This window comes from Roseibium alexandrii DFL-11 (assembly GCF_000158095.2).
Taxonomy (GTDB): Bacteria; Pseudomonadota; Alphaproteobacteria; order Rhizobiales; family Stappiaceae; genus Roseibium; species Roseibium alexandrii.
Window position 1 is genome coordinate 2,938,601 of the sequence record NZ_CM011002.1, and the last position, 26,311, is coordinate 2,964,911.

Genomic DNA, 26,311 nt, shown 5'->3' on the forward strand with positions numbered 1-26,311 from the left:
CATGAGCATTGCCCCAATCCACGGCACCCCTGCCCCACTTTTGGAAACGCGAGGCTTAACCCGCATTCTTCCAGCCATAGTTCCGGTCACCCTTGTAGAGGACATCTCGTTTTCGATCGGCACATCGGAGTTCGTCGCAATCACCGGCCCATCCGGCTCCGGAAAATCGTCCCTCTTGTATCTGCTTGGACTTCTGGATCGGCCGACGGAGGGCGAAGTCCTGATTGGCGGCCGCAAGACGCACGATTTATCGAAGTCCGAAACGGCCCATTTGCGGCTGGAAAAGATCGGCTTTGTCTTCCAGTTTCACTTTCTCTTGCCGGAATTCACCGCTCTGGAGAACGTGATGATTCCGATGCAAAAACTCGGCGCATTGGCTGCAACTGAGCAAAAAGACCGCGCGGCGGGTCTCTTGGAAGACCTCGGTCTGGAGGACTTTTTGAGCCGGCAACCTGCCCAATTGTCCGGCGGGCAGCGTCAACGCGTCGCCGTTGCACGAGCCCTTGCCAATGCACCGGACCTGATCCTTGCGGACGAGCCGACCGGCAGCCTCGATTCTGTCGCCACAGAACAGGTCTTTACTGCGCTCCAGTCGATCGTCGATCAGCAAAAAACCACAGTGATAGCCGTGACGCACGACATGGATATTGCCGGTCGTATGCAGCGGCGCATTCATCTGGTCGATGGAAAAATCGACTATGACCGCGATCAATAACATTTGGAATCCTTCGGTTCTTGGATGACTTGCCAAAAAACGGAACTCATGGCATAAGCCCGCCATCATCAAGAGAAGGGCTGGCGCCCTCGCCAACCTGCCGACCGGGCAAGGTGGTTTCCGCAACAGGGATGCGGCCGTCCAGACACTCAAAAGTGGCTGCGCGGCAACGAAGCGGTAGTTTTCATGCGCCAGTCCTCCTCGGGTAACCGATGGAGGATTTTTTGTTTCAAGATGCGCTGGCCGGACAAGCGGCCGAGTTGATCAGATACCAGGACGCCGAAGCGGCCGACCAAACAGCGGCCGAGATCTGGCAATCAACGGCGGAAGATTGTGTGCTGGCCCGCATGAAGACCATCCGGGTGTATGGCGGACTGCCACGCCACAAACGCCGGTTGACCCAGCATGAGCGGGTTGACCGCTTACAAGCACTGTTGCGCCTTTGGGCCAATGGCTGCATTTGTGCCGTCGATGAGGAGCTGTTTGCGGACCTGCTGGCGCGCAGATCCTTGCGCGCCTGATTACTGCGGAGCCGGAATGTCCTTGGGGACTGGACGCGGCTTGCCTTGGTCATCAACGGCGACCATCGTGAAAATCGCTTCGGTGACTTTTTCCCGGCCGCCGAAACGGTGCCGCAGAGCCCAAGCCTCCAGTTTAATCTCCATGGAGCTAGTCCCGACGCGGCCAACACTTGTGTAAACACACAAGACGTCTCCGACATGGACTGGGCGGATGAATTTCATCTTGTCGACGGCGATCGTGACAACACGGCCCTGCGCTCTTTGCCCCGCGGCAATCCCCCCGGCGAGATCCATCTGAGACAGCACCCACCCGCCAAAGATATCGCCAGATGCATTGGTGTCGGCGGGCATCGCCATTGTCCGGAGGGTCAATTCCTCTTGCGGTGTTTCTTCACTCAAAGCGGTCGCTCCAGTTTCGTGTTTTACCGAATCTAGCCCAACCGCTTCAAAACACAACGCTATCAATCAGATAATCAGCATCAGAATGACCATGATCCAGAGCGGCATTGGCGCTGCAATCCAGATCAAGAGGATGGGTAAGCCACGATGTGCCCATTTTGAATTGAACATTGGTGTCTCCTGTCAACTCAGAACATAGGGATTTCATAATAGGTCAGTGCAGCCAAAGCGGTCATTCCGACCGCAAAGGCGAGTTTGGCGCTGCCAATCAGCGTGCGCCCCGCCACGTCGAGACGCGGCAGCGGCATGGATCTGGAATCCAGGTACATCGACACCATCATTCCGATGAAGACCGTGAACCACAGAACAACCAGACCTTCGGCCACCAATACGATTGCCGGTAACATGAGCCCCTCCTATCAGGCTTGTTCAGTAAAGAGTTCCGCCGGCGGTGTACTGCCGGCAAAACCGAACGTTGCGAGCCACAGGCTCTGAGCAATCCGTTCGGCAATGGCGATGATCTCTTCGGCAACGTCCGGAACAAAAATCTCGCGTGCAACCGGCCGGAATACGTCAAGCCAGTCGCCGTAATCCGAGCTGACCACTTCCTTTAGCTTCAGATGTTCGGGAACCGGCTTGCCTTTGTACGTCCCGTTCTTCAGAAGAACGGACTGCCAAAAGCGTTCCATTTTCTCAAGGTGCTCCGGCCACCGCCCTCCGAGGCGCTTTTCAAAGATCTCGCCGAGATGGGGTTGCTGGCGCAAAGTCTCATAGAATGAGTGCACAAGGATCCGGATCGTCTCGGGAGTAACCTCGGCGTACTGCACCCCGCAAGCCCCGTCTGAGCGGAAGACAGCGCCACTTGTTTTCAGCAGTGATTGTTTGATTTGCATCGCAGCCTCATAACATTCATTTGAAATACATCTTTTAAATCGCACAAGCTTGCGCTAAAATCAACATATAATATGAATGTTTTGGAAGTTCTGGAAATGCGCCTGAGTCAAGCCAGTGATTTTGCCTTGAGACTCCTGATGGCAATCAGCCAATCAGATGCCCCGCAGACAGTGGACAAGTTGACCGCGCAACTTGGCCTGGCGAAATCCCATGTCATGAAAATCGTGGCTCAGCTTGCCAAGGCCGGCTACCTGGAAACGACCCGCGGCCGGGGCGGTGGTATTCGCATTGCCAAAGAGGCAGATGACATCCGAATTGGCGATGTGGTGCGGCTGATTGAGCCTGATCTCGGCGTGGTAGCGTGCCTCAAGGATGAACCAGCCAGCTGCCCGTTCTTGCCCCGATGCGCACTCAAGGGGGCAATGGCAAGGGCGACAGAAGCGTTTCTCGACAGTCTGAATGAACAGACGCTCGGCTCGATCCTGGCCGGCACACAGAAGATATGAAAACTTGGTGCCGTGCTTAAAGCGTTGACGCTTGTTCCAGGAAGTCCACCTGTTCCAAGCAGTAATAGCCGGAGATCCGGCTGATCGTTCCAGAGCGCTTCCAATCGTTCAGGACCCGACTGACATTCTCACGGGCAGCTCCGGCCATGTTGGCAATATCCGCCTGACTCAGCTTGTAGTGAATCAGGACGCGGCCATCATCGAGAGGCTTGCCGAATGTTTCGGCCAGCTGCAGCAATGTCTGCGCAACGCGTCCGGGGAGCGGCAGGAAAGAGCGCGCTGCCAGGACGTCATTGGCATGGCGCAAACGTTTCCCGACGATCGACAACATGTGGCGGTACACGGCAGGATTTTCATCAGCGAACCGCTCAAAGGCGGATTTTTCAATAAATGCCAGTTGCGCCTCTTTCAGCACACTGACCGTAGCAGACCGGGGGCGGCCATCCAGCAGGGCGAGCTCACCGACCAGATCGCCCGGCCCGAGAACCGCAAGCAACTGCTCATCCCCATCAACTGACAGGATCGACACCTTCAAAGAGCCTTCCAGAACGGCATAACAGCCGTTTCCAGGGTCCCCGTTCTCAAAAAGAGTGGCATTGGCCGCCATTTTTATTGGGCGGGCAAGTTTTGACAACCCAAGTGCCAGTTCCGAATCAAGCCCTTGTAAAGAAAAGCTGTTTTTCAGAAAATCATCGATCTTTGCCACACCTGCCCCCTGCAGACATTGCCGTCAAACCGGCCAAATTCGAAATACGCGCATTGTTGTGATGTGCATCACGTGCCCATGCGCAAACTACCCCTATATTGAAAAACATGGAAGCGGGGTTGCCCCTCCCCCTCTTCCGGACCTCCACGAAAAACGGCTCTGTTCCCCCCAGAGCCGTTTTTTCGTTTGGCTTGCTGTCCGAGCCCTCAATTCAGGAAAACATCTTTTTTTTCCAGCGTGTGAAAGAAACGGTCACTCGCCAGGACATCATACTGACACTCCCGGATCGCGATCTTGGCTTTGGGTTCCTCGCGGCGCAGCCGGTCATCAGCTTTTCCTGGAATAGCGGCTACAAAGCTCATGTCTGCCATCCCGTCAAAATGATTGTGCAGAAGACGGTGCAATTCTTCCCTGTCACTGACCTCAGGCAGCGGATCTGCTTTCGGCAAGAACTTCAGATCGTATGGCTTCGCCAAGCGTTGAAGCCGAAGTGTTTTAAGGCCCGACCGCACCGGAGAAATGATAAGCGGCGGTGTATCAAATCCCGCGTGTCCAATTGCCTTGAAGACTGTTCGGGCCACACTGCTACGAGCCAGCATCCCGTCTCTAACGGCAACAAAGTCCGGCTGCCGCTTCATCAAGACAGTGTACCGGCCCAGTTGCGCCAGTGTTTCTTCCAAAAGCAGCTCATCGGGTAGAAGTCGCAAAAGCGCCAGTCGGTTCATCTTTGAACGCGAGAACATCCGGTCGCCGTAGGTTTGATGCATACGGCTGCTGACGGGCGATACCCTGTCACCGGTAAAGGCCAGCGTGATCCCGAAGAGTGTGCGTGAACTTGAGGCCTTGACAGTTTCGATCAACGGACGGAACTCCCGAGGCCAGAGCTCTGTCGCAACAAGCGCGCCGAGCGCACTTATACGCCCCTGCTCGGCGAGATCACGCAGTGCGCGGTCAACCCCGAATGCAAGACCATAGTCCAAGGCTCCAAGCGTTATTCTTTTCATACAGCGCGGCAAAGATACATAAGAAACGACACGCTCCTCCCTGCAAAACTTCGTAGAGTTTTGCAAGTCTTATCGTGACGTCGGTCTCTTATGCAGTCGGCGTTACTTGGTCTCCAGCGGATCAAGAGCAGCCGTTTTCCGGCCTGAGAGCTTGTACACCACAAGCTCTTCCAACGGCACACCCTTCACCAATCTCTCCAAAACCGCGACCTGCTCTACGGCGTCAAACCGAGCCTTGAGGACATCCGCTTGGTCCCGGCGGCTTTCAGCGACATAAAGCCCAGCGCCATCAAATCCAGCCTCTTGCGGCTGTGGCGCCATGATGTAGCGGATCCGCTGGGTAAACTGGTGAACCGGCACCGTGTCTTTCATGAGAAAGTCGATTTGACCGTTAAGGCCATAGCCGGAGGTTAGAACAAAGACTGCATCCGTCTTGCCAACAACGTCTTCCAAAGCCGCGCCGATTTCCGGCCATCCGCGCAGCTGATGGGTCGGATCTTTTCGCGCGAACTGCCCTGTAAAGGCCGAGACAGCATGGAGCTGAACGGCAAACGCGATCACAAGACCAAGGCAGACACCGGTTGTGGCAAGCTTGACCCAATTTCTTGAGCGGCCTTGAAGATCGCCTACAAAGATCGCTGCCATCAATGCAATGACCGGAAACAAGGGCGCTGGCCAGTTGGCCTGCACACGCGAGTGTAGCGAGTGATAGGCAAGATAAATCAGGAACGGCAGCACGGTTAGAATGATCAGCGAGGCGACCACATCCTGTTTCAAAAAGCGGCCGAACAACCGGGCGGCGCCAAACGCTGCCAAAAGCGCGATCAACGGATTGAGCAGACCGACAAACGCGCCAATAAACTCGAAGATGTACTTGGCGGTATACCCATCACTGCCGGCCCGCCCGAACTGTTTGTAGAAGCTGACCCAGTCGTTCAGATGGTTCCAGTAGAGCACCGGCGCGAACGTCAGGACCGCAATCAATCCACCGGCCCAGAGCTGCCAAGTCAACAGCCAGCGGCGAGCGTCCGGAACCCACAAGAGCCACAGCACGATCCCCGCCCCGAGAAACAAAACCGAGTATTTCGACAAGAGCCCGCACCCGGCCATCAACCCGACAACCAACCACCATTTCGCGTTTTTGGAAGTGATAAGCTCGGCCAGCGCCCAAAAACTCAAGCCCCAAAACAGGACCGACGGGGCATCCGGTGTTGCAAGGATCCCGCCAATACCGACCAGCAAGCTGGTGTTCAAGAACAGGACTGCCCAACCGGCAACACGGGTATCAAACAGGATGGAGGCCGTCCGCCAAAGTGCAAGCGATCCGATAAGGCCGGAAAAGATAACCAATGCCCGCACCGCAAACACGGTGTCTCCAAAAACGGACTGTCCCGCTGCAATCCACCAGCCGATCATCGGTGGATGATCATAGTAGCTGAGCGCTGGATAAAGCCCCCAGATCCGGTAATAGGCTTCATCCTCGACAAAATGCGCGTGGCTTGCGGCAAAAACCTTGAGAGCCATTAGCGCGACAACAACCAGAACAAGTCCGGCTGGCCGAAGGAAAAATGGCAAGTCTTCAGAGCTGCGTGCGTTTGTCACGAATGCCTCAGCTTTTCCGCCAGGTCAGTGCGGAACTTGCCGCATAATTCCAGACAGCACCCATGATCGCACCTGCAGCGCCCGCAAACCACCAGTACGCCGGATCAGCATATATGAGGTTGGCAACACCGACATTTGCCAGAACGCCGACAGAACAGACTGCGTAGAAGGTCAAGAGACCGATCAGCGCTCCGAGACCGCGCAGACGCCGGTCCCGATAGGTCAGCTGGTTGTTCAGGAAAAAGTTCGACGTCATCGCAACAAAAGACGCCGCGGTCTGTGACATGTTGAAACTCATGTCAGACAGCAGAAACACTCGCAAAGCTGCCAAGTGGACAACAAGGCCACTGGCACCAACCAGGCCGAACATTAGGAAACGGACAGAGACGATGTCACCAAAATACTTGGCGAGCAGCAGCCCGAAATAATCGAGCGTGACCAGTGTATCCAGCTTGCTTTCGCCGTGTTGGCGCTCGCGGAACGTGAACGGCAGTTCCTTGATCTTCAAGGTACCGGCAGCTGACGACACCAGATCAAGCAAGATCTTGAAGCCTTGCGGCGACAGTTTCGGGGCCAGCTCTTCGGCTTTTTCCCGGCGCACCATGAAAAACCCGCTCATGGGATCGCTGAGCGTTACATTCAAAAGCTTCTGTGCAAGCCCGTTGGCGATGTTGGAGCCCCAAGCCCGGACCTTGGACAGTCCTTCGCCGACGGTTCCGCCTTCCACTTTCCGACTTGCAACCATAAGGTCGATATCACCAGTCCTGATTTCGGCAAGCATCTTGGGCAGCAACGTTTCGTCATGCTGCAAGTCAGCATCCATCACTGCGACATAGGGCGCGGAAGAGGCAAGGATCCCCTCAATACAGGCGCCGGACAGTCCGCGCCGGCCGATACGCCGGATCACACGCACGCGCGGGTCGCTCAAAGCCAGCTTCCGGGCAATTTCTGTAGTGCCATCCGGGGAATTGTCGTCAACGACGATCGCCTCCCAGGCTGTCCCGGCAAGCGCCTTGTCCAGCAGGCCAATGAGGATTGGAATGTTCTCGGCCTCGTTGAAGCTTGGCAAAATGATGCTCAGCTCAGCGGGCAACGCTTCGCGTTTCAAAGAACGCGGTGCGCTGGTCTCTCCGCCCTGATCACCCACCAGGTTCACGACGCCGTCCATAGTTGTTCCAATTCCAAGCCTGACAGATCCAGTCGCTTACTTTCAGAGCGCCGGGTCTCACTCGCGCGGACCATAGCCCGGCGCAGATTAAATACAAGAAAGAACGCACCGGTCGCCCTGTCTCAAACAGCGGCAATCGGGACTGCGATCCGTTGCCGTCCTTTTAGCCCGGACTGTGATGCAAACAAGGCATGGCGCGGCCTTTTTTCATCTCGGTTAAGATCACCGTGTCTTGCGGGTCAGCGCGATCTGCTCCCGCGCTTGCTCTCAGAACCGCTTTCGTCTAGGACAACCGGCAACATCACAAGACTTTTCCAGATGCCTTCACCAAAGGGTGCATGTGCGGAAAACCCGCCAGGACACAAAGATCTCATGGCCAAAAAACCAAACAAACTGAAGGCGCGCTTGCCGCGTGGCTTCGTTGACCGCTCTGCCGCCGATATCCGTGCCACAGACGAGATGCTGTCCAAGATCCGTCAGGTTTACGAAAGCTACGGGTTTGACCCGGTTGAAACACCGGCCTTCGAATACACCGACTGCCTTGGCAAATTCCTGCCCGATACAGACCGGCCGAATGCCGGCGTCTTCTCCGTACAGGATGATGACGAGCAATGGATGAGCCTGCGGTATGATCTGACCGCGCCGCTCGCCCGGCATGTCTCGGAAAACATCAACGAAATTCAGCTGCCCTACCGCACCTATCGCAATGGCTGGGTGTTCCGGAATGAAAAGCCTGGGCCGGGTCGGTTCCGCCAATTCATGCAGTTCGACGCCGACACCGTTGGCGCGCCGGGCGTTCAGGCCGACGCTGAAATGTGCATGATGATGGCGGACGCCATGGAAGCCCTTGGCATTCCCCGCGGCCAATATGTCATCCGCGTCAACAACCGCAAGGTTCTCGACGGTGTTCTGGAAGCCGTTGGTCTCGGCGATGAGGACGACGCAGAGCGCCGCCTGACTGTTCTTCGGGCGATGGACAAGCTAGACAAATTTGGTATTGAGGGTGTCAAACTGCTGCTCGGAGATGGCCGAAAAGACGATAGCGGCGACTTCACCAAAGGAGCTGGTCTAGATGCAGATCAAATTGGCATGATTGTGAATCTGATCGCCGCAGAAGCCAGTGGAATCAATCAAACCGCATTCAGCGAACACATAGACTACCTTTTTGATAATCATCCAGCAGTTTCTTCTGCTGGAGCTGATATCGGAGAACTACTTCATCTAGTCAAAGCTTCTGGTTATGAAACAGATCGGATTATCGCAGATCCATCGGTGGTCCGCGGCCTCGAGTATTACACCGGTATGGTCTACGAAGCTGAGCTGTTATTCCCCGTCACCAACGAAAAAGGTGAAGTTGTTCAGTTCGGTTCTGTGGGCGGTGGTGGCCGTTATGACGGGCTGGTCAAGCGCTTTACTGGCCGCGACGTGCCAGCAACCGGCTTTTCCATTGGCGTCTCGCGCCTGATGACCGCGCTGAAAAACCTTGGCAAACTGCAAACAGCCAATGTCGTGGCACCGGTGCTGGTAACTGTCATGGACGGCGACACCGAAGCGCTCGGCCGCTATCAGAAAATGGTTCAGGACCTGCGCCAGGCAGGTATCCGGGCCGAGATGTATCAGGGCAACTGGAAGAAGTTCGGCAACCAGCTGAAATACGCTGACCGGCGCGGCTGCCCGATCGCCATCATTCAAGGTTCGGACGAGCGTGAGGCTGGCGAAATCCAGATCAAGGACCTGATCGAAGGTGCCCGGCTGGCCTCTGAATCAACAGACGTCGACAATGTCACGTGGCGGGAAAGCCGACCGGCTCAGGTCACGGCCAACGAGGCGGATCTCATCGAGGCCGTTCGCGGAATTTTGGATGCACAGGCTGAAGACCGCAGACAGGCAAACGGGGACTGATATGGCAACCGCGGGCGACACACCGGCTCTCGATCCAGCAAAAATTGATGCGGTCCTGAATTTGTTTCAGGCAGCCGGACACGCTCCAGTGTCGCCGCCTATGCTCCAACCGGCAAATGTTCTGCTGGATCTGATCGGTGAGGACATTCGCCGCCGCCTCTACCTGACCCAAGGAGCGGACGGCGCGGATTTGTGCCTGCGGCCAGATTTTACCATCCCGGTTTGCCGTCACCACGTTGCATATGGCGACAACACCCTTCCGACGGGCTACTGCTACCATGGTCCGGTGTTCCGGCAGCGTCCGGACGGACTGGGTGAAATCCCACAAATGGGCGCAGAAAGCCTCGGCCGTACTGATATAGCCGAAGCCGACGCGGACCTGTTGGCCCTGGCGATTGAAGCCCTGAGCACCTTTGGTCTTCAAGATGTCTCAATCCGGATTGGCGATGAGACGATTTTCGCAGCTGTTCTCGCAGAGCTCGGTCTCCCGGTTGTTTGGCAGCGCCGCCTGCGTGACCTTTTTGGCGAAACCGACAAGCTGGCAGCAGCCGTCGAGCGCATGGCCGGTGCTACGACAAGCGACGACGAGACCCGCGACGTGCGCCTCGGTTTTCTGGCAGCGCTCGAGGGCGCCGATCCGAAGGCGGCACATGCGGTGGTCGAGGATCTCTTGTCGATTGCCGGAATTTCCGCCGTTGGCGGGCGCACACCTGCTGAAATCGCCGACCGTTTTTTGGAGCAAGCCGCCTTAACCCGCGGAACTGCAGGTCACGGAGAAGCGGCAGCTGCTCTCAAGAGCTATCTCGCGATCAAGTCAGATGGCGCCAACGCGGTGTCGGCGCTCAAAGCCTTTGCGGCAGAGTACAATCTGGACTTGAGCCAGCCCATCGCAGCGTTCGAGCAGCGTTTGGGAGCACTGGCCGACAAGGGCATTGATCCGGCCCGGCTGTCGCTCGCTGCGGACTTCGGACGGCGGCTCGACTACTACTCAGGTTTCGTTTTCGAAATCCATGGCGGCACAGAAACTCACGACGGCCCGCTCGTCGGCGGCGGCCGTTATGACAAGCTGGTCACGCTGCTGGGCGCAAAAACGGATGTTCCGGCGATCGGTTTTTCCATTTGGCTGGACCGGATTGCAGATCGGATCGGAGGCTAACCCATGAGCAAACTTGTGATCGCGATTCCCTCCAAGGGCCGGCTTCAGGAAAACACACAAGCCTTTTTCAGCCGCGCCGGATTGAAAGTGACGCAACCGGGTGGGGCCAGGAACTATCGTGGTGCCATCAAGGGTCTGCCGCCGGTGGAGATTGCCTTCCTGTCCGCTTCTGAAATTGCACGTGCATTGGCAGACGGGGCTGTCCATTTCGGGATCACCGGACTGGACCTGGTCGATGAAAACATTGCCGATCCGGCAAGTGCCGTCCACATCGTGACACCGCTCGGGTTTGGCCACGCCGATGTCGTGATTGCCGTCCCAAAATCCTGGATCGACGTGGAAAGCATGGCGGATCTTGGTGATGTTGCGTCCGACTTCCGCAACCGCCATGGCCGGCGCCTGCGGGTCGCCACCAAATACGTCAACCTGACCCGGGCTTTCTTTGCAAAACATGGCATCGCCGATTACCGGATCGTGGAAAGCGCCGGTGCCACCGAAGGCGCTCCTGCGGCCGGATCCGCAGAACTGATCGTCGACATCACATCCACAGGCTCGACCCTTCAGGCCAATAACCTGAAGGTTCTGTCGGATGGCGTCATGCTGATGAGCCAAGCAAATCTGGTGGCCTCTCTCAATGCTGACTGGTCGGAAACGGCCCTCAGCGGGGCGAGGGAAATCCTCGACCGGGTCGCAGCCGAGGAAGCCGCGCGCAATGTGAAATTGGTCAAGGCTGTGGTCGATGACCGGACACAGGCGCTTCGGGCGGTTAGCAATATCGGCGCGATCCAGCGGTTCTCAGAATCGGGATCGACCGGTTATGTGAGCGTGTTGTGCCCAAAGGACGCTGTCGCCGCCTGTGCCAAGCTGCTGATCGCCGAGGGCGCGGACACTGTAACGGTGGAGACGCTCGATTACGTCTTTTCAAAAGACAATCCGCTTTTTGCGCCGCTGAAGGAGAAGGTTGGCAGATAACTGCCAACCACACTCCGCTTCACCGCGGCCGCTTGAATGTTCTACGCGCTTCTTCTACTGGCTCCCGGCAGCAGCAGCCTTCCAGATGGTCGTTGACCATGCCCATGGATTGCATAAAGGCATACACGGTGGTTGGACCAACGAAACTCCAGCTCCGTTTTTTGAGGTCTTTTGAAAGCGCAGTGCTTTCTTCTGTTTTTCCGAGTGTTTTGGCGACTTCAAAGGTGATTTCTCTTGGCCGGTTTTCCGGCTTTGGCTCGTAAGCCCAGAAATAAGCCGCCAGCGATCCAAACTCTCTTTTCAGCTCAATCGCACGTTTCGCATTGTTGATCGTGGACTCGATTTTTTTACGGTGACGGACAATCCCTGCATCGCCAAGGCACCGTTCAACATCCGCTTCTGTGAAATTCGCAACATCCTCAAATTCGAAGTTGGCAAAAGCCGCCCGAAACCCTTCGCGTTTTCGAAGGATCGTCAGCCAGGACAAACCTGACTGAAACCCTTCCAGGCAGATTTTTTCAAAGAGACGCCGGTCATCGTCCACAGGCCAGCCCCACTCCGTGTCATGGTAATGCAAATAGTCCGGCAAATTGCCATGCCACCAGCAGCGCTGTTTGCCATCGGCCCCAGGGAGCAGGCCGGTCTCCGGATCCCGCTCTGCTTTGATGGTTTGTCCTGCCTTGACCATTGCGCCTCTCATTTATTCACGTTTTGTTCCACATCTCATTTGCTACACGAGATGGCAGAGTGGCGCAATCTGGGATCCGCTGTGCAGCCAACAAAAAACCCGGCTCGTTGGCCGGGTCTTTTCGATCTGCAAGCAAATAATTACGCGAAGAGCGCGTCGATGTCGTCCTGGGTCGCCACATCGATATCGGATTCCAGTGCCGGGCCATTGAGCAGCGCGGCATCGCCTTCCGCGGCTTTGGCTTCTTCGACTTCAATGTCCTTGAAGCTTTCAATGCCCCCCCAGATGTCCATCATCTGCATAATGCGATCTTCGACGAAACGAAGTGTACCAACCACTTTAGTGATCCGCTGACCGGTCAAATCCTGGAAGTTACAGGCCTCAAAGATCTGGATTACGCGGTCCTGAATGTCACCAGCAAGTTCTGAATCTTGCCCCTTGAGACGTGCAGACAAGGTGTTCGCAGTTTCATCAATGAACTCGGCTGCTGACAGAATGCTTTCCGTCGCGCCTTCAGTGCCGACCACAACCGCATCAAGCTCGTTGGTCACGCGAGTCATATCCTCGCCTTCCGAACCAGTCTTATGGTGCAGGGTAGCAATTTCCTTTTTGGTCTGGGCGATCGCTTCATAGATCGCGTCCAGTTCCACCTTGAGCTTTGCTGCTTCCGAAAGCTCTTTACGGAACTCGGAGATGAACTTCTGGCTCATGGCTTCCGGGTCGAGCGCAGCTTTTTGCTCCTGACCTTCGCCCGATTGGATCATCGCCTTTAAGGTCGAGAGTTCAGCCAAAACTTCCTGATGCCGACGCTCTTCGGCAAACGCAGGGTCCGTATTCGATACGGATTCCATACGTATTAAGGTTTCCGCTCGGAAGGATCTTTTCACAGCGGTCATACCTACTCCCGTCCCTGGCCCCTGCAGGCTTGTTCTCAAAACGCTTTTGCCCTTATACCGACGGAAGCTTAAGGAATTGTTTTTTCGATACTAACAACATCGGCCGATGGTTTCCCGCAATGGTTATAAGGTCAATCATTCACACCCTATCTACACTGCCTGGAACAGAAAGAAGCTGGTGCCGGTTGAAGATCACATCCCGGTATTGGGCTGGACAAGTTCGCGGGGCCGTGATCTGAATTCGGCATAGATCGGAGTGAAGTCCATTGCAGCTAACATGATGCACAAGATCCTGATTTTCATGGCAATGTTGGCTTTGTCGGCAGGCATGCCCTCGCGGGCGTCTAGTGAAGCCTTTACGACCGAAGACATAATGTTCGGGTTTGAACAAACCGTCTTCGGCCTTGAGCATCGCAGTTGGGGATGGCGGCCTTACCTGGTCAAAAAATTTACCACACCGGTTCGTTTTTATATCCATAACCTTGCACGCAGGGACCGGACAGCCACAGTCCGCCGCTTCGTAAGAGAGATCGACCGAAGGGTGAGCGGTTTGTCTGCCACGGTCGTCAGGCAGCCAGCAGACGCAAATTTTGAGATCTATGTTGTTGACCGGAAACAATATAAACCGGTGGTCCGGACCGACATTTATAAGAACCCGAAAGCCAAGGTTCCCGGGCGATGCCTGGTCCGCGTCATTTCAGGCCGGAACGGCATAAAGCGATCAGCAGCGGTGATCGTTTCTGATGAAGGCGAATTCCTGTTTCAGCGCTGCCTTGTTGAAGAAGTGCTGCAGGGGCTTGGCCCCATGAACGACAATCACAAACTGGTGCATTCGGTCTTTAACGATTCATCGCGTCACAACCGGTTTACGGTGTTCGACCAGATCATTTTGAACATGCTTTACGACCCGCGGATCAAGCCGGGCATGTCCGTGAAGCAAACACAAGACTTTCTGCTTCAAATCGCGCGCGACGCCCGCAGACGCGTGCGTTAACCAACCTTTCATCAAAACCTTTGTGTTCTCAATGGCGAGAAATTCGCGCTGAGAAACACTCCATTCATCTTAAGTTTCGATTCATCTCGTTCTTCAACCAAGAACTAACCATAAATGCCGAATGTCGGCGCCAGATGCCGTTGATTCATCTTTGGCACAGCCTGGGCACCTATCATCGTTTCCAATCCGTTAACCGGCGAGGCGAGAGTTCCGCTGAACGTGGTTATCCATAAGTAACGAGTTGTGCCATGTTTTCATTGTCCAAATCCGTGCCTGTCGCGGTGATTGCAGCTGGTCTCGCCCTTGTGGCCAGCGGGTTTGCGTCCGGTCCTGCCTTGGCAGGCCAGGTGTCTCCGCCGCCGCTCGTCTTGAGCCCCAACCTCACCGAACCGTGGATGCTGCAGCTCCAGCCGCGTGTCCAGCGGCGCACCGCTGCTCCGACGCGTCGGCAAGTTCAGCAGCCTCGGGTTCAACGCCAGGTCCAGCAACCGCGTGTTCAGCGGGCCAATTGGTGGTCGCCGCGCCAGCAGCCCGTTCGACAGCAGCAACAACAGCGAACTCAGACCCGCCAGGTTGCTCCGCAATTTTTGCCGACAATCGTCAGCTATGACAGCAAGTACAAGCCGGGTACGATTGTGATCGATACAAATGCCCGGTATCTCTACCTCATCCAGAACGATGGGACCGCCCGCAGGTATGGTGTTGGTGTTGGAAAGCCGGGCTTTGAATGGGCCGGATCGCACAAGGTCACCCGCAAGGCTGAGTGGCCGGATTGGCGCCCACCGGCAGCCATGCGTAAACGGCGCCCGGAATTGCCGGTCTTCATGGCAGGCGGACCGGACAACCCGCTTGGCGCGCGCGCTCTTTATCTTGGCTCGACACTCTACCGGATCCATGGCTCCAACCAGCCTTGGACGATCGGGCACGCCGTCTCCTCCGGCTGCATTCGAATGCGTAATGAAGATGTCATTGATCTTTATGAGCGTGTCGGCGTTGGCACAACGGTGCATGTCATCTAAAGACCGTCACCCGCAACAGCGATCCAAAACGCGCGGCTTCAGCTGCGCGTTTTTGCGTTTGTGCGGATACGGCCTGCGATCAACTTCTTGCTGCAATAACGGAATCGGTGCGAAACTGTGCTCATCGATCCGCCGCAATTAAACTGCGGTCTCTCGCACACTCTTGAAAGCACCAACTTTGCTGAAAACCTCAGACACTCCGTACTTTCTGAAGGCTGCTCTTGTTGGGATTCTTGTCGGCGGTCTGGCAACCGGATTCCACTCCGGTGTCGAAATTATTATCTCGACCTATGCCAACCTGCGCGCGAGCATCGGCTCGAGCATTCTGACTTATGTCGTCTCAGCGGTCGTCTCCGCAGTTTGCGTCACAGGTGCATTTTTCCTTGTTTCCCGCTTTGCCCCAGAAGCGGCGGGCAGCGGCATCCAGGAAATTGAAGGGGCGATGGAAGACAAACGCCCGCTGCATTGGGCACGGGTTCTCGTGGTGAAATTTTTTGGCGGCCTGCTCGCGCTCGGCTCAGGTTTGGTTCTCGGCCGTGAAGGACCAACCATCCATATGGGCGCGATGACCGCAGAAGCACTTTCCAGATCACAAGGATTGCAGTCGGCAGATCACAAGGGGCTGCTCGCGGCGGGTGCAGCTGCAGGGCTGGCGGCGGCGTTCAATGCACCGCTCGCAGCAATCCTCTTTATTGTCGAAGAAACTCGCCGACAGTTTCCCTTTGGCTACCGGACCTACATGGCCGTCATCATCGCGTCGATCCTGAGCGCGGCCATCACCGAACAATTGACGCATATCGGCCCGCCGCTTCTCATTGAAGTCACTTACATCCCGGTCTGGAGTTTTCCCCTTCTTGGGCTCCTGGGCGTGTGCCTGGGGTTTCTCGGGGTGTTTTTCAATTGGGCGCTTTTAAAGGTCATGGACCTCTTCCACTCCATTCCAAAGGGAGCGCGCTGGATCCCGGCCATGATGATTGGCGCTGCGACCGGAATATTGCTTGTCGCGTTTCCCGATGCAACGGGTGGCGGCGAGGATCTCGTCCGGGATCTCGTCACCAAAGATTACGGCATTCTTGCGCTTTTGCTGCTGACCTTGTTCCGGTTCGGCGGCGTGCTCTTTTCCTATGCTTCGGGCGTGCCGGGTGGGATATTTGCCCCGATGCTCTCGATTGCGACCTGCGCGGGTCTGGCCTTTGGAGCGATCACGACAGACATCATTCCGGTCGGCGATGCAGATTTCAAAGCCGCCTGTGCGATCGCGGCCATGGGTGGCTTTTTCGCAGCCTCCGTTCGCGCGCCACTGGTCGGCGTGGTTCTGGTGATGGAGCTCACAGGCGCTTATGCGCTGATCCTGCCGGTCCTCGTAACCTGCACCGTCGCAGCATTGACCGCGCACCATCTGGGCGGCCGGCCTATCTATGAGCAGTTGCTGGAACGAACCTTGAGACTTGCCGGACAGGCCCCAGATGCAGAAACAGATAGAACCCCGGTCCAACTCGGGACACGAAAAAGCTGAACCTTGCTCAGCCGCCTGCAAACCCTGCTGAAATCCTGACAAGGGTTCAAGACAGCAAACTCAAAGAGGTTTCCTTCCTGTTTGCGGCCCCTATCTGATCTGAATGAGCTGACAACGCGTAACAATTCTTGTCCGCCATAAAAGTTTGAATGCGGCCGATTCCGAGTGCGGCGAAACCGATACCAACACACACTTGTTGTGTTCTGAGAGTTTAAATATGAGCAACCTGACGGATATGGAGATTTTCGCAAGGGTCGTTAGCGCGGGCAGCATGTCGGCGGCGGGCCGCGAAATGAACCTGTCACCGGCCGTTGTATCCAAACGCATTCGCCGGCTTGAGGAAAAACTCGGTAGCCGCCTGCTTCAACGAACGACGCGCCAGATTGCGATGACAGAAGCCGGCCAAGGCTTTTATGAACGCGTGATCGCGATCCTTGCTTCTGTTGAAGAAGCTGAATCGTTTGTTTCCCGCGGGTCTGCGAAGGCGCGCGGCCACTTGAAAGTCGCCGTACCAACCTCCTTTGGCCGTCTGCATATCGCCCCACACGTGGGTAAGTTCCTGGCCAACAATCCGGACCTATCAATCAATCTGGACCTGTCAGACGACTTCGTTGACATCGTTGGCGAAGGCTATGACCTCGCAATCCGGATCGCTGAGCTAAGCGATTCAAGTCTCGTCGCTCGGCGTCTTGCCCCGATCCATCGCATCTTGTGTGCAAGCCCGGAGTATGTGGAAAAATACGGCACGCCGCAGTCCATCGACGACCTTCTTGCAAATCATGTGACATTGGCAGCTGCCAATCAGGATCCATGGCGGTTGGCAGGCCCGAACGGGATTGAGACTGTGCGGACGCAATCACCGGTCAAGACGAACTCAAGTGAAGTGGTTCGTGAATGCTTGTTGTCCGGCGTCGGAATTGCTTTGCGGTCGACTTGGGATATTGGCCCAGAATTGCGCGAGGGAAAGCTTCAAATCCTCCTGCCGGAGTATAGAGCTTCCAAGGATGTAGGTCTTTATGCCGTATACCCGAGCCGGCAGTTCCTGCCTGCTAAAGTTCGTGTGTTTATCGACTTCCTTGCAGGCCTTTACGGCTCATCGCCTTACTGGGATGCTGGCCTGGAGGATTGGCTGCACCGGCCGAGAACTGCGAAAGCGAGCTGAGGGAGAAGCTTTCGCTGATCGAATTTGGTGCATCTGCGTCTTGGTGTTGCCTGCGACGGCGCGTCGCTTGCATCGAAACGCAACATACTGTTGATTTGTGAAGGGGCAGTCATTGCCCAATTTGAGGGAGATACACATGAAGCGACTGCTGATGATCGCCGGCACTGCGCTAATTGCATTTACGGCACAAGCCAGCGCTGAGGGCGACCCGGCCAAAGGCGAAAAAGTATTTAGAAAGTGCGCGGCTTGCCATGCCGTTGGCGAAGACGCGAAAAACAAGGTTGGTCCGCAGCTCAACGGAGTAGTTGGACGCGCTTGGGGCACAATTGAAGGCTACAAGTACTCACCCAGCCTGATGGAAGGCGCAGGTGAAGGCCGCGTATGGGACGTAGAGACCCTTGACGCATACCTCTTGAAGCCGCGTGACGTGATCCCGAAAGGCCGCATGGCTTTCGCCGGTCTTCGCAAAGATGAAGATCGCGCCGATGTGATCGCATATCTGTCACAGTACAGCGTAGACGGCACAACGAACTAAGTTTGTTTCTCAAATTCAAGAAGGGCCGGGTTTCAGACCCGGCCTTTTATTTTGCGAGCATCACAGGTCGTCTTTATCTTGTTTGACGTGATGTGCCCGTATTCTGCGCACGGTCCACCAAATGAACAAAACAACAACCGGTACGGCAATTGCCGTGGTGACCGAGGGCTGAGGTAATGGCAGTCCATATCCGCTTGCCCCTTTAGCAAGATAGGAAAACAGACCCACGATGTAATAGCTGACAGCAGCGACCGACAGACCTTCAACCGTTTGCTGCAGGCGCAACTGCAGGCGCGCCCGTCTGTTCATCGATTCCAGCAGTGAGCGGTTTTGCTGTTCCAGATCCACATCAACCCGCGTGCGCAGCAAATTGGTTGCTCTGGCAAGTTTGCGCGACAACATTGCTTGACGGTCTTCGATCGCTTGGCACGTTCGCATTGCAGGGGACAGCCGGCGCGACAAGAAAGAAGACATCGTCAATTCGCCCGGCATGGCCTCTTCCTGAAGGGCAGACAACCGGATTTTCACGATCTCATAATAGGCGCGGCTCGCGCCAAACCGAAAGGTGCTTGCTGTTGCACCAGCTTCCAGCGAAGCAGCAAGTTCCGTGAACTTGTTGAGAAGGTTTCGATTGCTGTCGAGGCCAGTCGCCGTTTTCATTTGTTCAGTCAAAGCAGCAAGCTCTATCTCAAACTTCCGAATGTCGGGCGACAGAGTGTTCGCCTCAAAAAGGCCTAGCATAGCCAAGGTTCGATAGGTTTCGAGTTCCAGAAGCCGTTGAACGATCGCCCCGGTCTGCACGTCGCTCATGGAGTGGTTCAACACCAGAAACCGGGACAACCCGTCTCCATCCTGACGGAAGTCCGTTGCGACGGTCGCTTGTCCGCGCTCGAGCGATGAGACCGTCAGGCTGCCTTCTTCGAAGGTGGGCCGCCAGCGGCTTTCATCAATTTCGTCCCGCAGCTCCAGACGCACAGCGACGAGCAACTCGCCCGGTGCCCGGAATGCCGCACCAAAAGGGTGGCCGGCTGGAGGCGCGCCAAACAAATGGTCAAGATCGGCTGATCCATTCCAAGTATAGGTGGTGAATTCGGCGTGCTGCTCCCAGCTCAAGTGGCCTTCACCGAACTCCAGGGTGTGATACCGAGCTCCGTCGGCCGGGCCGGCCACTCCTCTGGATGTACAGAATTCTTTCAGCCATTCCTTGTCCGATATCGCTTCATCACTGTTGGTCAGGAATGCGTAATGGAGAACCGTTCGCGGGGTCAAAAGTGGCCGAAATGGCCGGGCGTGAACCTCACCGAGAACCCTTTGCCGTAAGGGCGAAGCGCGGAATGTGGGCAATGCCCCACCGGTTTCCAGGTTTTTTTCCAATGACAGCCCCTCCTTGCGCTCAACAGCCGGTACAGCATGGCGGTTTCGACTGCCCAAGACCACAGGCATTTTGAATTTCTTGAAAGATGACATAAGCGCACGTGCGGCCTTTTTCACCTTCAACCGAAACGCAGGCCAGAAATTGGATAATTTAATTGACCAATTTTATCGAGTCGACTATTTTCGCACGGTAATCACAGCTCAAAAACCGATGTTTCATCCGATAGACACTCATAAAACGGCCGACGCCGCCGTCGATCAAATTGAAGAACTGATCCTCAAAGGGGTCCTTCAATCCGGTGACCGGCTGCCGGCGGAACGCGTGTTGGCAGAGCAGCTTCATGTGTCCCGACCCGTGTTGCGGGACGCCCTAAAGACTCTGGAAGACCGGGACCTCATTGAAGCCCGTCAGGGTGGCGGGACATTTGTTTGTGACCTCATTGGCCCAATTTTTTCCGAAGCAATCGTTCAATTGATCTCCCGGCACCCGTCTGCAGTGAGTGACTATTTCGATTTCCGGCGCGGGATCGAAGGTCAGGCATCTGCAATGGCGGCCATGCGCGCAGCTCCTTCGGATATCCGCAGGTTAAGTGACATCGTTGAGCAGATGGACACCGCGTACGTAGCGGATGACCCTCTTGTTGAGAGCCGTCTGGATGTGGAGTTCCATCATGCTGTCGGGGAAGCCGCACACAACGTGGTGTTGCTGCACACGCTCCACTCCTGCTACCGGCTTTTCGAAAACGGGGTCTTTCTGAACCGTGGCCGTCTCTACCATCATACATCGGCACGGGCTGAAGTGCTGAAACAGCACAAGGCGGTGTTTGAGGCGATTGCCGCTGGAGACCCGAAGCTCGCGCAGCGCTGCGCGGAAGAACACATAGATTATGTCCGCGCCACACTCGCTGCCACGGAACAGCTGGATCAGCGAGAAAAACTGGCCGATCTGCGCCGCACACAAGCTTCCGATCGAGCCGTAAAAAAATAGCTCAGGGGAAAATGATATGCCGATTGTAACCGATGTCGCCGACATGCAGGCTCTAGCCAAGCGGCGCGTTCCCAAGATGTTTTATGACTATGCCGACACGGGTTCCTGGACCCAAAGCACCTATTGGGACAACGAGGCGGCATTTCAACGGCAAAAGCTGCGCCAGCGCGTTGCGCGCAACATCGACAACCGATCGGTCAAAACAACCATGATCGGCCAGGATGTAGCCATGCCTGTGGCACTTGCACCGGTCGGCTTGACCGGGATGCAGCATGCAGACGGTGAAATCCTTGCCGCACAAGCCGCCGAAGAATTCGGAGTGCCGTTTACGCTTTCAACCATGAGCGTTTGCTCCATCGAGGATGTTGCCGAACACACCAAAAACCCGTTCTGGTTCCAACTCTATGTCATGCGTGATCGCGGCTTTTCTGAAAACCTGATGAAACGCGCTCATACGGCTGGCTGTTCGGCTCTTGTCCTGACGCTGGATCTTCAGGTTCTTGGTCAACGGCACCGCGATATCAAGAATGGTCTCAGCACACCACCAAAACCGAAGCCGCATGTGCTCGTCGATCTTGCCCTCAAGCCACGCTGGTGCTGGAACATGCTGCAAACCAAACGGCGCGAATTCGGCAACATCGTTGGTCATGTTTCCGGTGTCGAAGATATGACTTCGCTTGCCGAGTGGACGGCCAGCCAGTTCGACCCGACGCTAGACTGGTCCTCAGTCGAGTGGGTCAAAAAACACTGGGACCGGAAACTAATCCTGAAAGGCATCAACGACGTCGAGGACGCACGAATTGCCGCTGATCTCGGAGCAGATGCCATTGTTGTATCGAACCACGGCGGACGGCAACTTGACGGCGCCCTCGCCTCCTATGACATCTTGCGGGATATCGTCGACGCCGTTGGCGACAAAGTCGAAGTTCACGTCGATGGCGGCATCCGCTCCGGCCAGGATGTCTTCAAGGCTGTCGCGATGGGGGCCCACAGCACCTACATCGGACGCGCTTTCATCTATGGTCTTGGCGCGATGGGCAAGCCTGGGGTCCGCCAAGTCCTTGAGATCATACACAAGGAACTCGATGTCACGATGGGCTTGTGTGGCGAGACGGACATCAAGAAAGTCGGCAGGCACAATCTCGTGCTTTAGGAAATCCGGTGCGTTTCCTAACGGAAAAATCTGTGCCGCCTGAAGTCTTTGTGTAGTCAGGCGGCGCATGGCGGGATATCCGCTCCCATTCGCAGAGCTGATCATCTCATCAAAAACTATCATTTGCGCTGAAGTCTTTTGAAGCTCAGGTTGTGCTTGTTCCTGCACAAACGAGTATTTCCCATGAGCATTGCCCAGCCAACGCTGACCCGGTCCGGTATGGACTCCACTGACCTTGGTCTCTATGCCGCCACGGTTTTTGCCTGGGGCTTCAGTTGGATTGCGATGAAAGGACAGATCTCTGGTGTAGCCCCGGAAGTGTCTGTCTTTTGGCGTTTCGTTGTTGCCGCAGCGATGATGATGGCCTGGGTTCGCATGAGAGGTTATTCGTTGACCTTTCCTTTGAAGGATCACATTCGCTTCGCCGGACTTGGCGCGCTCTTGTTTTCAACGAACTTCACCCTGTTCTACTACGGCGCAGCCTCTCTACCCTCCGGGCTTTTGGCTGTCGTCTTTTCCACGGCCTCGGTCTTCAACGTCTTTCTGGGACTTGTTCTCTTCCGTCAACGGCCGAGCAAACTTACTCTGGCCGCTGGCTTTCTCGGCATCGCAGGCATTGCGCTGATGTTTTTGCCGGAGATGGCCGGTACGCAGATCGATACAAGTGTCGCGATCGGGCTGGGCTTTTGTATCTGCGGCACTCTATCGTTCTGCTTTGGCAACATGTTGTCCGCTGATACACAGCGCCGCGGGATTGGGGTTATGCCGGCAACGGCCTGGGGTATGATTTACGGAATGATCTTCCTGGGATTGTTTTCAGCAATTCGTGGCCAAAGCTTCGCCGTGGACTGGACGCTGCCATACATCGGCAGCCTGATTTACCTAGCCTTGGTTGCCTCGGTTATTGCGTTTGCGTCCTATCTGACGCTCCTCGGGCGCATCGGGTCCGCGCGGGCGGGATACGCCACAGTGCTGTTCCCGATTGTAGCGCTGGCGCTGTCAACAATCTTTGAAGGCTACCAATGGACGCCGCTCGCAATCGGCGGCCTCGTCTGCGTCCTCGGCGGCAACGTCATGATGTTACGCGCCCGATAAGCCAGATTTCAAAGAGTGCTCCGGGAAACGAAGAGTTACTCGGCCGCCTCACGGGAAGACACCGTCCCCACATTGCCAATGGCCGCGATGATGTGATTGCACAGCCGGTCATGCATCGGCAGGCGGGCATTATCGGATCGCAGCATGGCGATGTCACAATGCGGCAATGCCGGAAAGCCGTCTCTTCCGTCCAGGATCCGCATGCCATCCCGAATGGCGCTTTCAGGAAACACCGTTACTGCCAGTCCAGCTTGCACAGCCCCGATAAGGGCCGAACCACTCGCGCTCGTATACGACACGCGGTACTGGCGTCCTGCACGATCCAAAGCATCCATGGACAACCGGCGCCAGCTGCAGCTGGACGGGCCAAGCGCAAGCCGCAGAACATCTTGTGTGTGCGCGCTATGCTGTTCAGATGTGACCCAGTAGAGGGGTTCACGCCGAATGATTTCACCGCGCAATTCACTGGTATCGCCGGATGTGGTGATCGCAACATCGAGCTCATTGTCGCGCACCGCTTTTGTCAACTTTGCGCTGCTGGTGCATTCGACCTGAACCTCAATCGACGGGTTAAGCCGGTTGAACGCGGCAAGCACCTGCGGAAGCAACCGATCGGCATAATCGTCAGGAACACCGAGCTTGACGAAACCAAGTTCCTTTTTGCCGTTGAACGCCAGCAAGGTTTCATCGTTCAACTGAATCATGCGGCGGGCGTATTCCACCAGACGCAGACCCTGTTCGGTCAAACGCGACTGCCGTCCGTCTTTGATAAAAATGGGCTGACCGACCCGTTCTTCCAGGCGGCGCATTTGCATGGAAACGGCGGACTGGGTCTTGTGAACCGCTTCCCCGGCCTTTGTGAAACTGCCGAGTTCGGCAATTGCAAGAAAGGTCCGAAGCTGATCAATATCCAGCGCGTGGCTCATGGAGCTCTCCTAGAATGGACACAATACGCAGTCGCAGGAACATCATAAAATATGATAGATTAGCCCTGCTTACATCAAATTTTATGGCAATTCAATTTTTGCTCATTCTGCCGCCTGCGGAACCGAAAGATTGTCGAGTGACGACATGATGTGTTCAACCAAAGCATCTGTGACACGGGAATTGTTGTGCCAGGATCGCATGATGCCGATCTCGCACTCCGGCAACCTGGGAAAACCATCCGCTTCAGTCAGAACCCGCATTCCGGAACGCAACGCAGATTCAGGTAAAACGGAAATTGCCAAGCCGGCCAGAACTGCAGCGCCGACAGCGGTAGAATTCCAGCTGGAATACAAAAGCCGGTACTCCCGCAGCTGATCCTCCAACGCGCTCAATGCAGCCTTCCGCCAGTCACATGTTGCCCGGCCCAAGGCCATCGGCAGAACCGCCTCGTTTTCCGTTGCATGACGCGCAGACGCGACCCAGAGCAATGGTTCCCGGCGCAGGATCTCGACGTTTTTGCGGCCTTTTTTCTGAACGTGCGTGATGATCGCCACATCAAGCTCGCCTTCACCGATCATGTCCGCAAGGTTCGGCGTTGGCGCGCAAACAACACTCACTTCAGCCTTTGGATTGGACCGGGAAAACCTTGCGAGGATCTCCGGTAGAAACCGGTCAGCATAGTCATCCGGTGTGCCCAAGCGAACCAGTCCGGCAAGTTCTGTGTCGTCAAAGGCCGCGAGTGTTTCATCGTTCAATTGCACAAGCCGTCTGGCATAGTGCAGGAGTCGTTCGCCGTGTTCGGTCAGGCGGGACTGGCGCCCGACACGGACAAACAAAGGTTTTCCAATCCGCTCTTCAAGCCGGCGCATCTGCATGGAGACCGCTGACTGGGTCTTGTGCACGTTGTCCGCAGCCTTGGTAAAGCTCCCGCTTTCAGCAATTGCAACAAATGTCCGCAGCTGATCCAAGTCCAACATGCCGCTTCACCGATAATTTCCGTAGATTCAGAATTGGAACCAAGCCATCCAAATTGGCTCGATTCCGGGAGTTTTTCCTAAGACACAGTCTTCATATCACAATATCTGATTATTCATATCAAAAACATTCGTTGGAATAATGGATTAATCCATCGCATTTAAAGCGTGTTCCAAACACAGGACTGCCCCAAGGGCGCGGAACAAGCAGCCGGAAATTCCTCCGGCGGCTCACAGGAGAACTACGCCATGTCACATATCGCACACCATCCCATTTTCGCTCTTTCCGGGCAGTTGGTTGCCCGTGCACTGCGCGTGTTCAAGAACCGCCACCAAATGGGCAAGCTCTCGGAGTTGAGCGACGCAGCATTGAAGGACATTGGACTCACCCGGAGCGATGTTCGACGAGCCATCGCGCTACCGGTCCACACCGACCCGGTACCTTTTTTGACGCAGATGGCCAACGGGCACAGCATCGCCGCACTGCAGCCCATGCCCCGTGCCGCCAACGAAGGTCCCAAGGCTCCGAGCCTGACGATTATTCCAGCGCATCCCCGGCCGGAAATCGCAGCTTGATTGGAAATTGTTTAGCAGCCCCTGTCGGCAAGCCTTGCTGACGTCAACTGACCCGCCTTTTCGGCGGGTCTTTTTTTGTTCGTCTTATTTGCCGAGATTTTTGGTTGCTGTCGCGAAGAAATCATCAAAAGCCTTGAACTGGCTGGACCGCAGGTCCCGCCCAGCCGACATCCAACCGGACACCATTTCATCGAATTCCGACGCCTCGTCTGCCTCAGCCTCTTCATCGGCTTGATCGTCTTCGAGCTCCGGCTCCAGCTCAGCTTCTTCCTCAGCATCGCGCGCCGCGGCAGGTTGCAGGAACGGGCCCCAAAAGGCGTTCATTGCTTCCGTGTACCCCTGAAGGTAATCGATTGGGGCTGGCGCCCGTTTTGGCCGCCCACGCGCAAAGCCGCGCAGGTAGGCATCCAAAAGAACCTGAGCCTCGCCTTGGAGGAAGGGTCTCGCCACTTGTCCGAAGGCAAGTGTTGCTGCCACCGGCATCAACTCCTGAACAGCGTCTCGTTGAACACCGGTCATCGTGGAAATCTGCGCAGCAACGGCCTGTTGAACGGCTTCCGGACCGAAGAACGGCGTCAGAGTTTGTTGTGTGGGGGCTTGGAAGAATTTTGCGTAGTCAGCAAAGGGGTTGCCGGAACCGGCTGACAGTTGCGCTGCTTGAGAAAACCAGTCTGGCATGCCTTTGCTCGGCGTGCCGAAATGCTGAAACCCGGACAGCGCGGCAGGCATCAGATGTTCCATGACACGGTTAAGGTCGTCATTGGACCAGCCATAGCGCTCTTGCATATCTTTGCTCAAGGAGAAGATATCGAACGGCGGCGCCGCCTTGTCATATGCTGTCATCACGCTGCCTCGACTGTCTTGCGCAA

The 26,311-nt window shown here is 56.0% G+C and carries 28 protein-coding genes and 1 riboswitch; of the genes, 15 read left to right on the forward strand and 13 right to left on the reverse strand.

Going from position 1 to position 26,311, the window contains the following annotated elements:
- The first annotated feature begins 1 nt into the window (after nt 1).
- Both SADFL11_RS13585 and SADFL11_RS13590 read left to right on the forward strand, forming a co-directional pair.
- Nucleotides 2-715: an ABC transporter ATP-binding protein gene (locus SADFL11_RS13585; RefSeq protein ID WP_008190989.1), complete on the forward strand. Its 714-nt coding sequence runs from the start codon at nt 2-4 to the stop codon at nt 713-715.
- A gap of 60 nt (nt 716-775) precedes the next feature.
- Nucleotides 776-899, forward strand: a riboswitch (SAM-I-IV-variant riboswitch).
- A 40-nt stretch (nt 900-939) separates the two neighbouring features.
- Complete coding sequence (locus SADFL11_RS13590) at nt 940-1,236, forward strand: hypothetical protein (protein ID WP_134853029.1); 297 nt, start codon at nt 940-942, stop codon at nt 1,234-1,236.
- On the opposite strand, the gene SADFL11_RS13595 is transcribed toward SADFL11_RS13590, so the two are convergent.
- The 3 genes from SADFL11_RS13595 to SADFL11_RS13605 form a co-directional block, all read right to left on the reverse strand.
- Nucleotides 1,237-1,593 (reverse strand): acyl-CoA thioesterase, encoded by a 357-nt coding sequence (locus SADFL11_RS13595; RefSeq protein WP_008192181.1) that lies wholly within the window; start codon nt 1,591-1,593, stop codon nt 1,237-1,239.
- A 230-nt stretch (nt 1,594-1,823) separates the two neighbouring features.
- Complete coding sequence (locus SADFL11_RS13600; protein ID WP_008192874.1) at nt 1,824-2,042, reverse strand: hypothetical protein; 219 nt, start codon at nt 2,040-2,042, stop codon at nt 1,824-1,826.
- Nucleotides 2,043-2,054: 12 nt separating this feature from the next.
- Nucleotides 2,055-2,528, reverse strand: coding sequence for a group III truncated hemoglobin (locus SADFL11_RS13605; RefSeq protein WP_008194499.1), 474 nt, complete (start codon nt 2,526-2,528; stop codon nt 2,055-2,057).
- Between the two features lie 96 nt (nt 2,529-2,624).
- Here SADFL11_RS13605 and SADFL11_RS13610 point away from each other — a divergent pair, with 96 nt between their 5' ends.
- Nucleotides 2,625-3,035 carry an RrF2 family transcriptional regulator gene (locus tag SADFL11_RS13610; RefSeq protein WP_040452867.1) on the forward strand — a complete coding sequence of 137 codons (411 nt, stop codon included), beginning with the start codon at nt 2,625-2,627 and terminating at the stop codon, nt 3,033-3,035.
- Nucleotides 3,036-3,051: 16 nt separating this feature from the next.
- Here SADFL11_RS13610 and SADFL11_RS13615 read toward each other — a convergent pair whose 3' ends face one another.
- The 4 genes from SADFL11_RS13615 to SADFL11_RS13630 all read right to left on the reverse strand — a co-directional run bounded on the left by SADFL11_RS13615 (nt 3,052) and on the right by SADFL11_RS13630 (nt 7,515).
- Nucleotides 3,052-3,741 carry a Crp/Fnr family transcriptional regulator gene (locus SADFL11_RS13615; protein ID WP_008195708.1) on the reverse strand — a complete coding sequence of 230 codons (690 nt, stop codon included), beginning with the start codon at nt 3,739-3,741 and terminating at the stop codon, nt 3,052-3,054.
- A gap of 206 nt (nt 3,742-3,947) precedes the next feature.
- Nucleotides 3,948-4,745: a ChbG/HpnK family deacetylase gene (locus SADFL11_RS13620; RefSeq protein ID WP_008194092.1), complete on the reverse strand. Its 798-nt coding sequence runs from the start codon at nt 4,743-4,745 to the stop codon at nt 3,948-3,950.
- Between the two features lie 102 nt (nt 4,746-4,847).
- Nucleotides 4,848-6,347, reverse strand: a complete 1,500-nt coding sequence (locus SADFL11_RS13625; protein WP_008196971.1) for an ArnT family glycosyltransferase — start codon at nt 6,345-6,347, stop codon at nt 4,848-4,850.
- A gap of 7 nt (nt 6,348-6,354) precedes the next feature.
- Nucleotides 6,355-7,515 carry a glycosyltransferase gene (locus SADFL11_RS13630; protein ID WP_008192726.1) on the reverse strand — a complete coding sequence of 387 codons (1,161 nt, stop codon included), beginning with the start codon at nt 7,513-7,515 and terminating at the stop codon, nt 6,355-6,357.
- A 372-nt stretch (nt 7,516-7,887) separates the two neighbouring features.
- Here SADFL11_RS13630 and hisS point away from each other — a divergent pair, with 372 nt between their 5' ends.
- From hisS to hisG, 3 genes are read left to right on the forward strand one after another with little or no spacing between them, the layout of a single operon-like run.
- Nucleotides 7,888-9,417 (forward strand): histidine--tRNA ligase, encoded by a 1,530-nt coding sequence (gene hisS, locus SADFL11_RS13635; RefSeq protein WP_008189616.1) that lies wholly within the window; start codon nt 7,888-7,890, stop codon nt 9,415-9,417.
- Nucleotide 9,418: 1 nt separating this feature from the next.
- Entirely contained in the window at nt 9,419-10,573 is a 1,155-nt protein-coding gene (locus tag SADFL11_RS13640; RefSeq protein ID WP_008194099.1) for an ATP phosphoribosyltransferase regulatory subunit, read from the forward strand.
- A 3-nt stretch (nt 10,574-10,576) separates the two neighbouring features.
- Entirely contained in the window at nt 10,577-11,545 is a 969-nt protein-coding gene (gene hisG, locus SADFL11_RS13645; protein ID WP_008195632.1) for an ATP phosphoribosyltransferase, read from the forward strand.
- Between the two features lie 19 nt (nt 11,546-11,564).
- Here the strand turns inward: hisG and SADFL11_RS13650 are convergent, their stop codons facing one another.
- Together SADFL11_RS13650 and SADFL11_RS13655 are read right to left on the reverse strand one after the other, a co-directional pair.
- Nucleotides 11,565-12,233 carry a DNA-3-methyladenine glycosylase I gene (locus SADFL11_RS13650; protein WP_008193281.1) on the reverse strand — a complete coding sequence of 223 codons (669 nt, stop codon included), beginning with the start codon at nt 12,231-12,233 and terminating at the stop codon, nt 11,565-11,567.
- A gap of 140 nt (nt 12,234-12,373) precedes the next feature.
- Nucleotides 12,374-13,129, reverse strand: coding sequence for a protein phosphatase CheZ (locus tag SADFL11_RS13655; RefSeq protein WP_040451527.1), 756 nt, complete (start codon nt 13,127-13,129; stop codon nt 12,374-12,376).
- Between the two features lie 256 nt (nt 13,130-13,385).
- Between SADFL11_RS13655 and SADFL11_RS13660 the strand changes: the two genes are divergently transcribed.
- The 5 genes from SADFL11_RS13660 (at nt 13,386) to SADFL11_RS13680 (ending at nt 18,355) form a co-directional block, all read left to right on the forward strand.
- The gene (locus SADFL11_RS13660; RefSeq protein ID WP_208981098.1) at nt 13,386-14,123 is read left to right on the forward strand and encodes a DUF2927 domain-containing protein; all 738 of its coding nucleotides are present in this window, start codon (nt 13,386-13,388) and stop codon (nt 14,121-14,123) included.
- Between the two features lie 248 nt (nt 14,124-14,371).
- Complete coding sequence (locus tag SADFL11_RS13665) at nt 14,372-15,142, forward strand: L,D-transpeptidase (protein WP_008195366.1); 771 nt, start codon at nt 14,372-14,374, stop codon at nt 15,140-15,142.
- 178 nt (nt 15,143-15,320) lie between these two features.
- Nucleotides 15,321-16,658, forward strand: coding sequence for a H(+)/Cl(-) exchange transporter ClcA (gene clcA, locus SADFL11_RS13670; RefSeq protein ID WP_008190457.1), 1,338 nt, complete (start codon nt 15,321-15,323; stop codon nt 16,656-16,658).
- Between the two features lie 217 nt (nt 16,659-16,875).
- Nucleotides 16,876-17,820 (forward strand): LysR family transcriptional regulator, encoded by a 945-nt coding sequence (locus tag SADFL11_RS13675; protein ID WP_008189699.1) that lies wholly within the window; start codon nt 16,876-16,878, stop codon nt 17,818-17,820.
- Between the two features lie 136 nt (nt 17,821-17,956).
- Nucleotides 17,957-18,355, forward strand: a complete 399-nt coding sequence (locus SADFL11_RS13680; protein ID WP_040451525.1) for a c-type cytochrome — start codon at nt 17,957-17,959, stop codon at nt 18,353-18,355.
- 60 nt (nt 18,356-18,415) lie between these two features.
- On the opposite strand, the gene SADFL11_RS13685 is transcribed toward SADFL11_RS13680, so the two are convergent.
- Complete coding sequence (locus SADFL11_RS13685) at nt 18,416-19,798, reverse strand: DUF3422 family protein (RefSeq protein WP_167578986.1); 1,383 nt, start codon at nt 19,796-19,798, stop codon at nt 18,416-18,418.
- 142 nt (nt 19,799-19,940) lie between these two features.
- On the opposite strand from SADFL11_RS13685, the gene SADFL11_RS13690 reads away from it, so the two are divergent.
- The 3 genes from SADFL11_RS13690 (at nt 19,941) to SADFL11_RS13700 (ending at nt 22,965) form a co-directional block, all read left to right on the forward strand.
- On the forward strand, nt 19,941-20,717 hold the full coding sequence (locus tag SADFL11_RS13690; RefSeq protein ID WP_008191552.1) for a FadR/GntR family transcriptional regulator: 777 nt from the start codon (nt 19,941-19,943) through the stop codon (nt 20,715-20,717).
- Between the two features lie 16 nt (nt 20,718-20,733).
- On the forward strand, nt 20,734-21,870 hold the full coding sequence (locus SADFL11_RS13695) for an alpha-hydroxy acid oxidase (protein ID WP_008189331.1): 1,137 nt from the start codon (nt 20,734-20,736) through the stop codon (nt 21,868-21,870).
- 183 nt (nt 21,871-22,053) lie between these two features.
- Nucleotides 22,054-22,965 carry a DMT family transporter gene (locus tag SADFL11_RS13700; protein WP_040451523.1) on the forward strand — a complete coding sequence of 304 codons (912 nt, stop codon included), beginning with the start codon at nt 22,054-22,056 and terminating at the stop codon, nt 22,963-22,965.
- A 35-nt stretch (nt 22,966-23,000) separates the two neighbouring features.
- Here the strand turns inward: SADFL11_RS13700 and SADFL11_RS13705 are convergent, their stop codons facing one another.
- Together SADFL11_RS13705 and SADFL11_RS13710 are read right to left on the reverse strand one after the other, a co-directional pair.
- Nucleotides 23,001-23,891 (reverse strand): LysR substrate-binding domain-containing protein, encoded by an 891-nt coding sequence (locus SADFL11_RS13705; protein WP_008194828.1) that lies wholly within the window; start codon nt 23,889-23,891, stop codon nt 23,001-23,003.
- A 102-nt stretch (nt 23,892-23,993) separates the two neighbouring features.
- Nucleotides 23,994-24,869, reverse strand: a complete 876-nt coding sequence (locus SADFL11_RS13710) for a LysR substrate-binding domain-containing protein (RefSeq protein WP_008196013.1) — start codon at nt 24,867-24,869, stop codon at nt 23,994-23,996.
- A gap of 246 nt (nt 24,870-25,115) precedes the next feature.
- On the opposite strand from SADFL11_RS13710, the gene SADFL11_RS13715 reads away from it, so the two are divergent.
- Entirely contained in the window at nt 25,116-25,442 is a 327-nt protein-coding gene (locus tag SADFL11_RS13715) for a DUF1127 domain-containing protein (protein WP_134853031.1), read from the forward strand.
- Nucleotides 25,443-25,526: 84 nt separating this feature from the next.
- Here the strand turns inward: SADFL11_RS13715 and SADFL11_RS13720 are convergent, their stop codons facing one another.
- Complete coding sequence (locus SADFL11_RS13720) at nt 25,527-26,285, reverse strand: DUF937 domain-containing protein (protein ID WP_008194298.1); 759 nt, start codon at nt 26,283-26,285, stop codon at nt 25,527-25,529.
- Nucleotides 26,286-26,311: the final 26 nt, after the last annotated feature.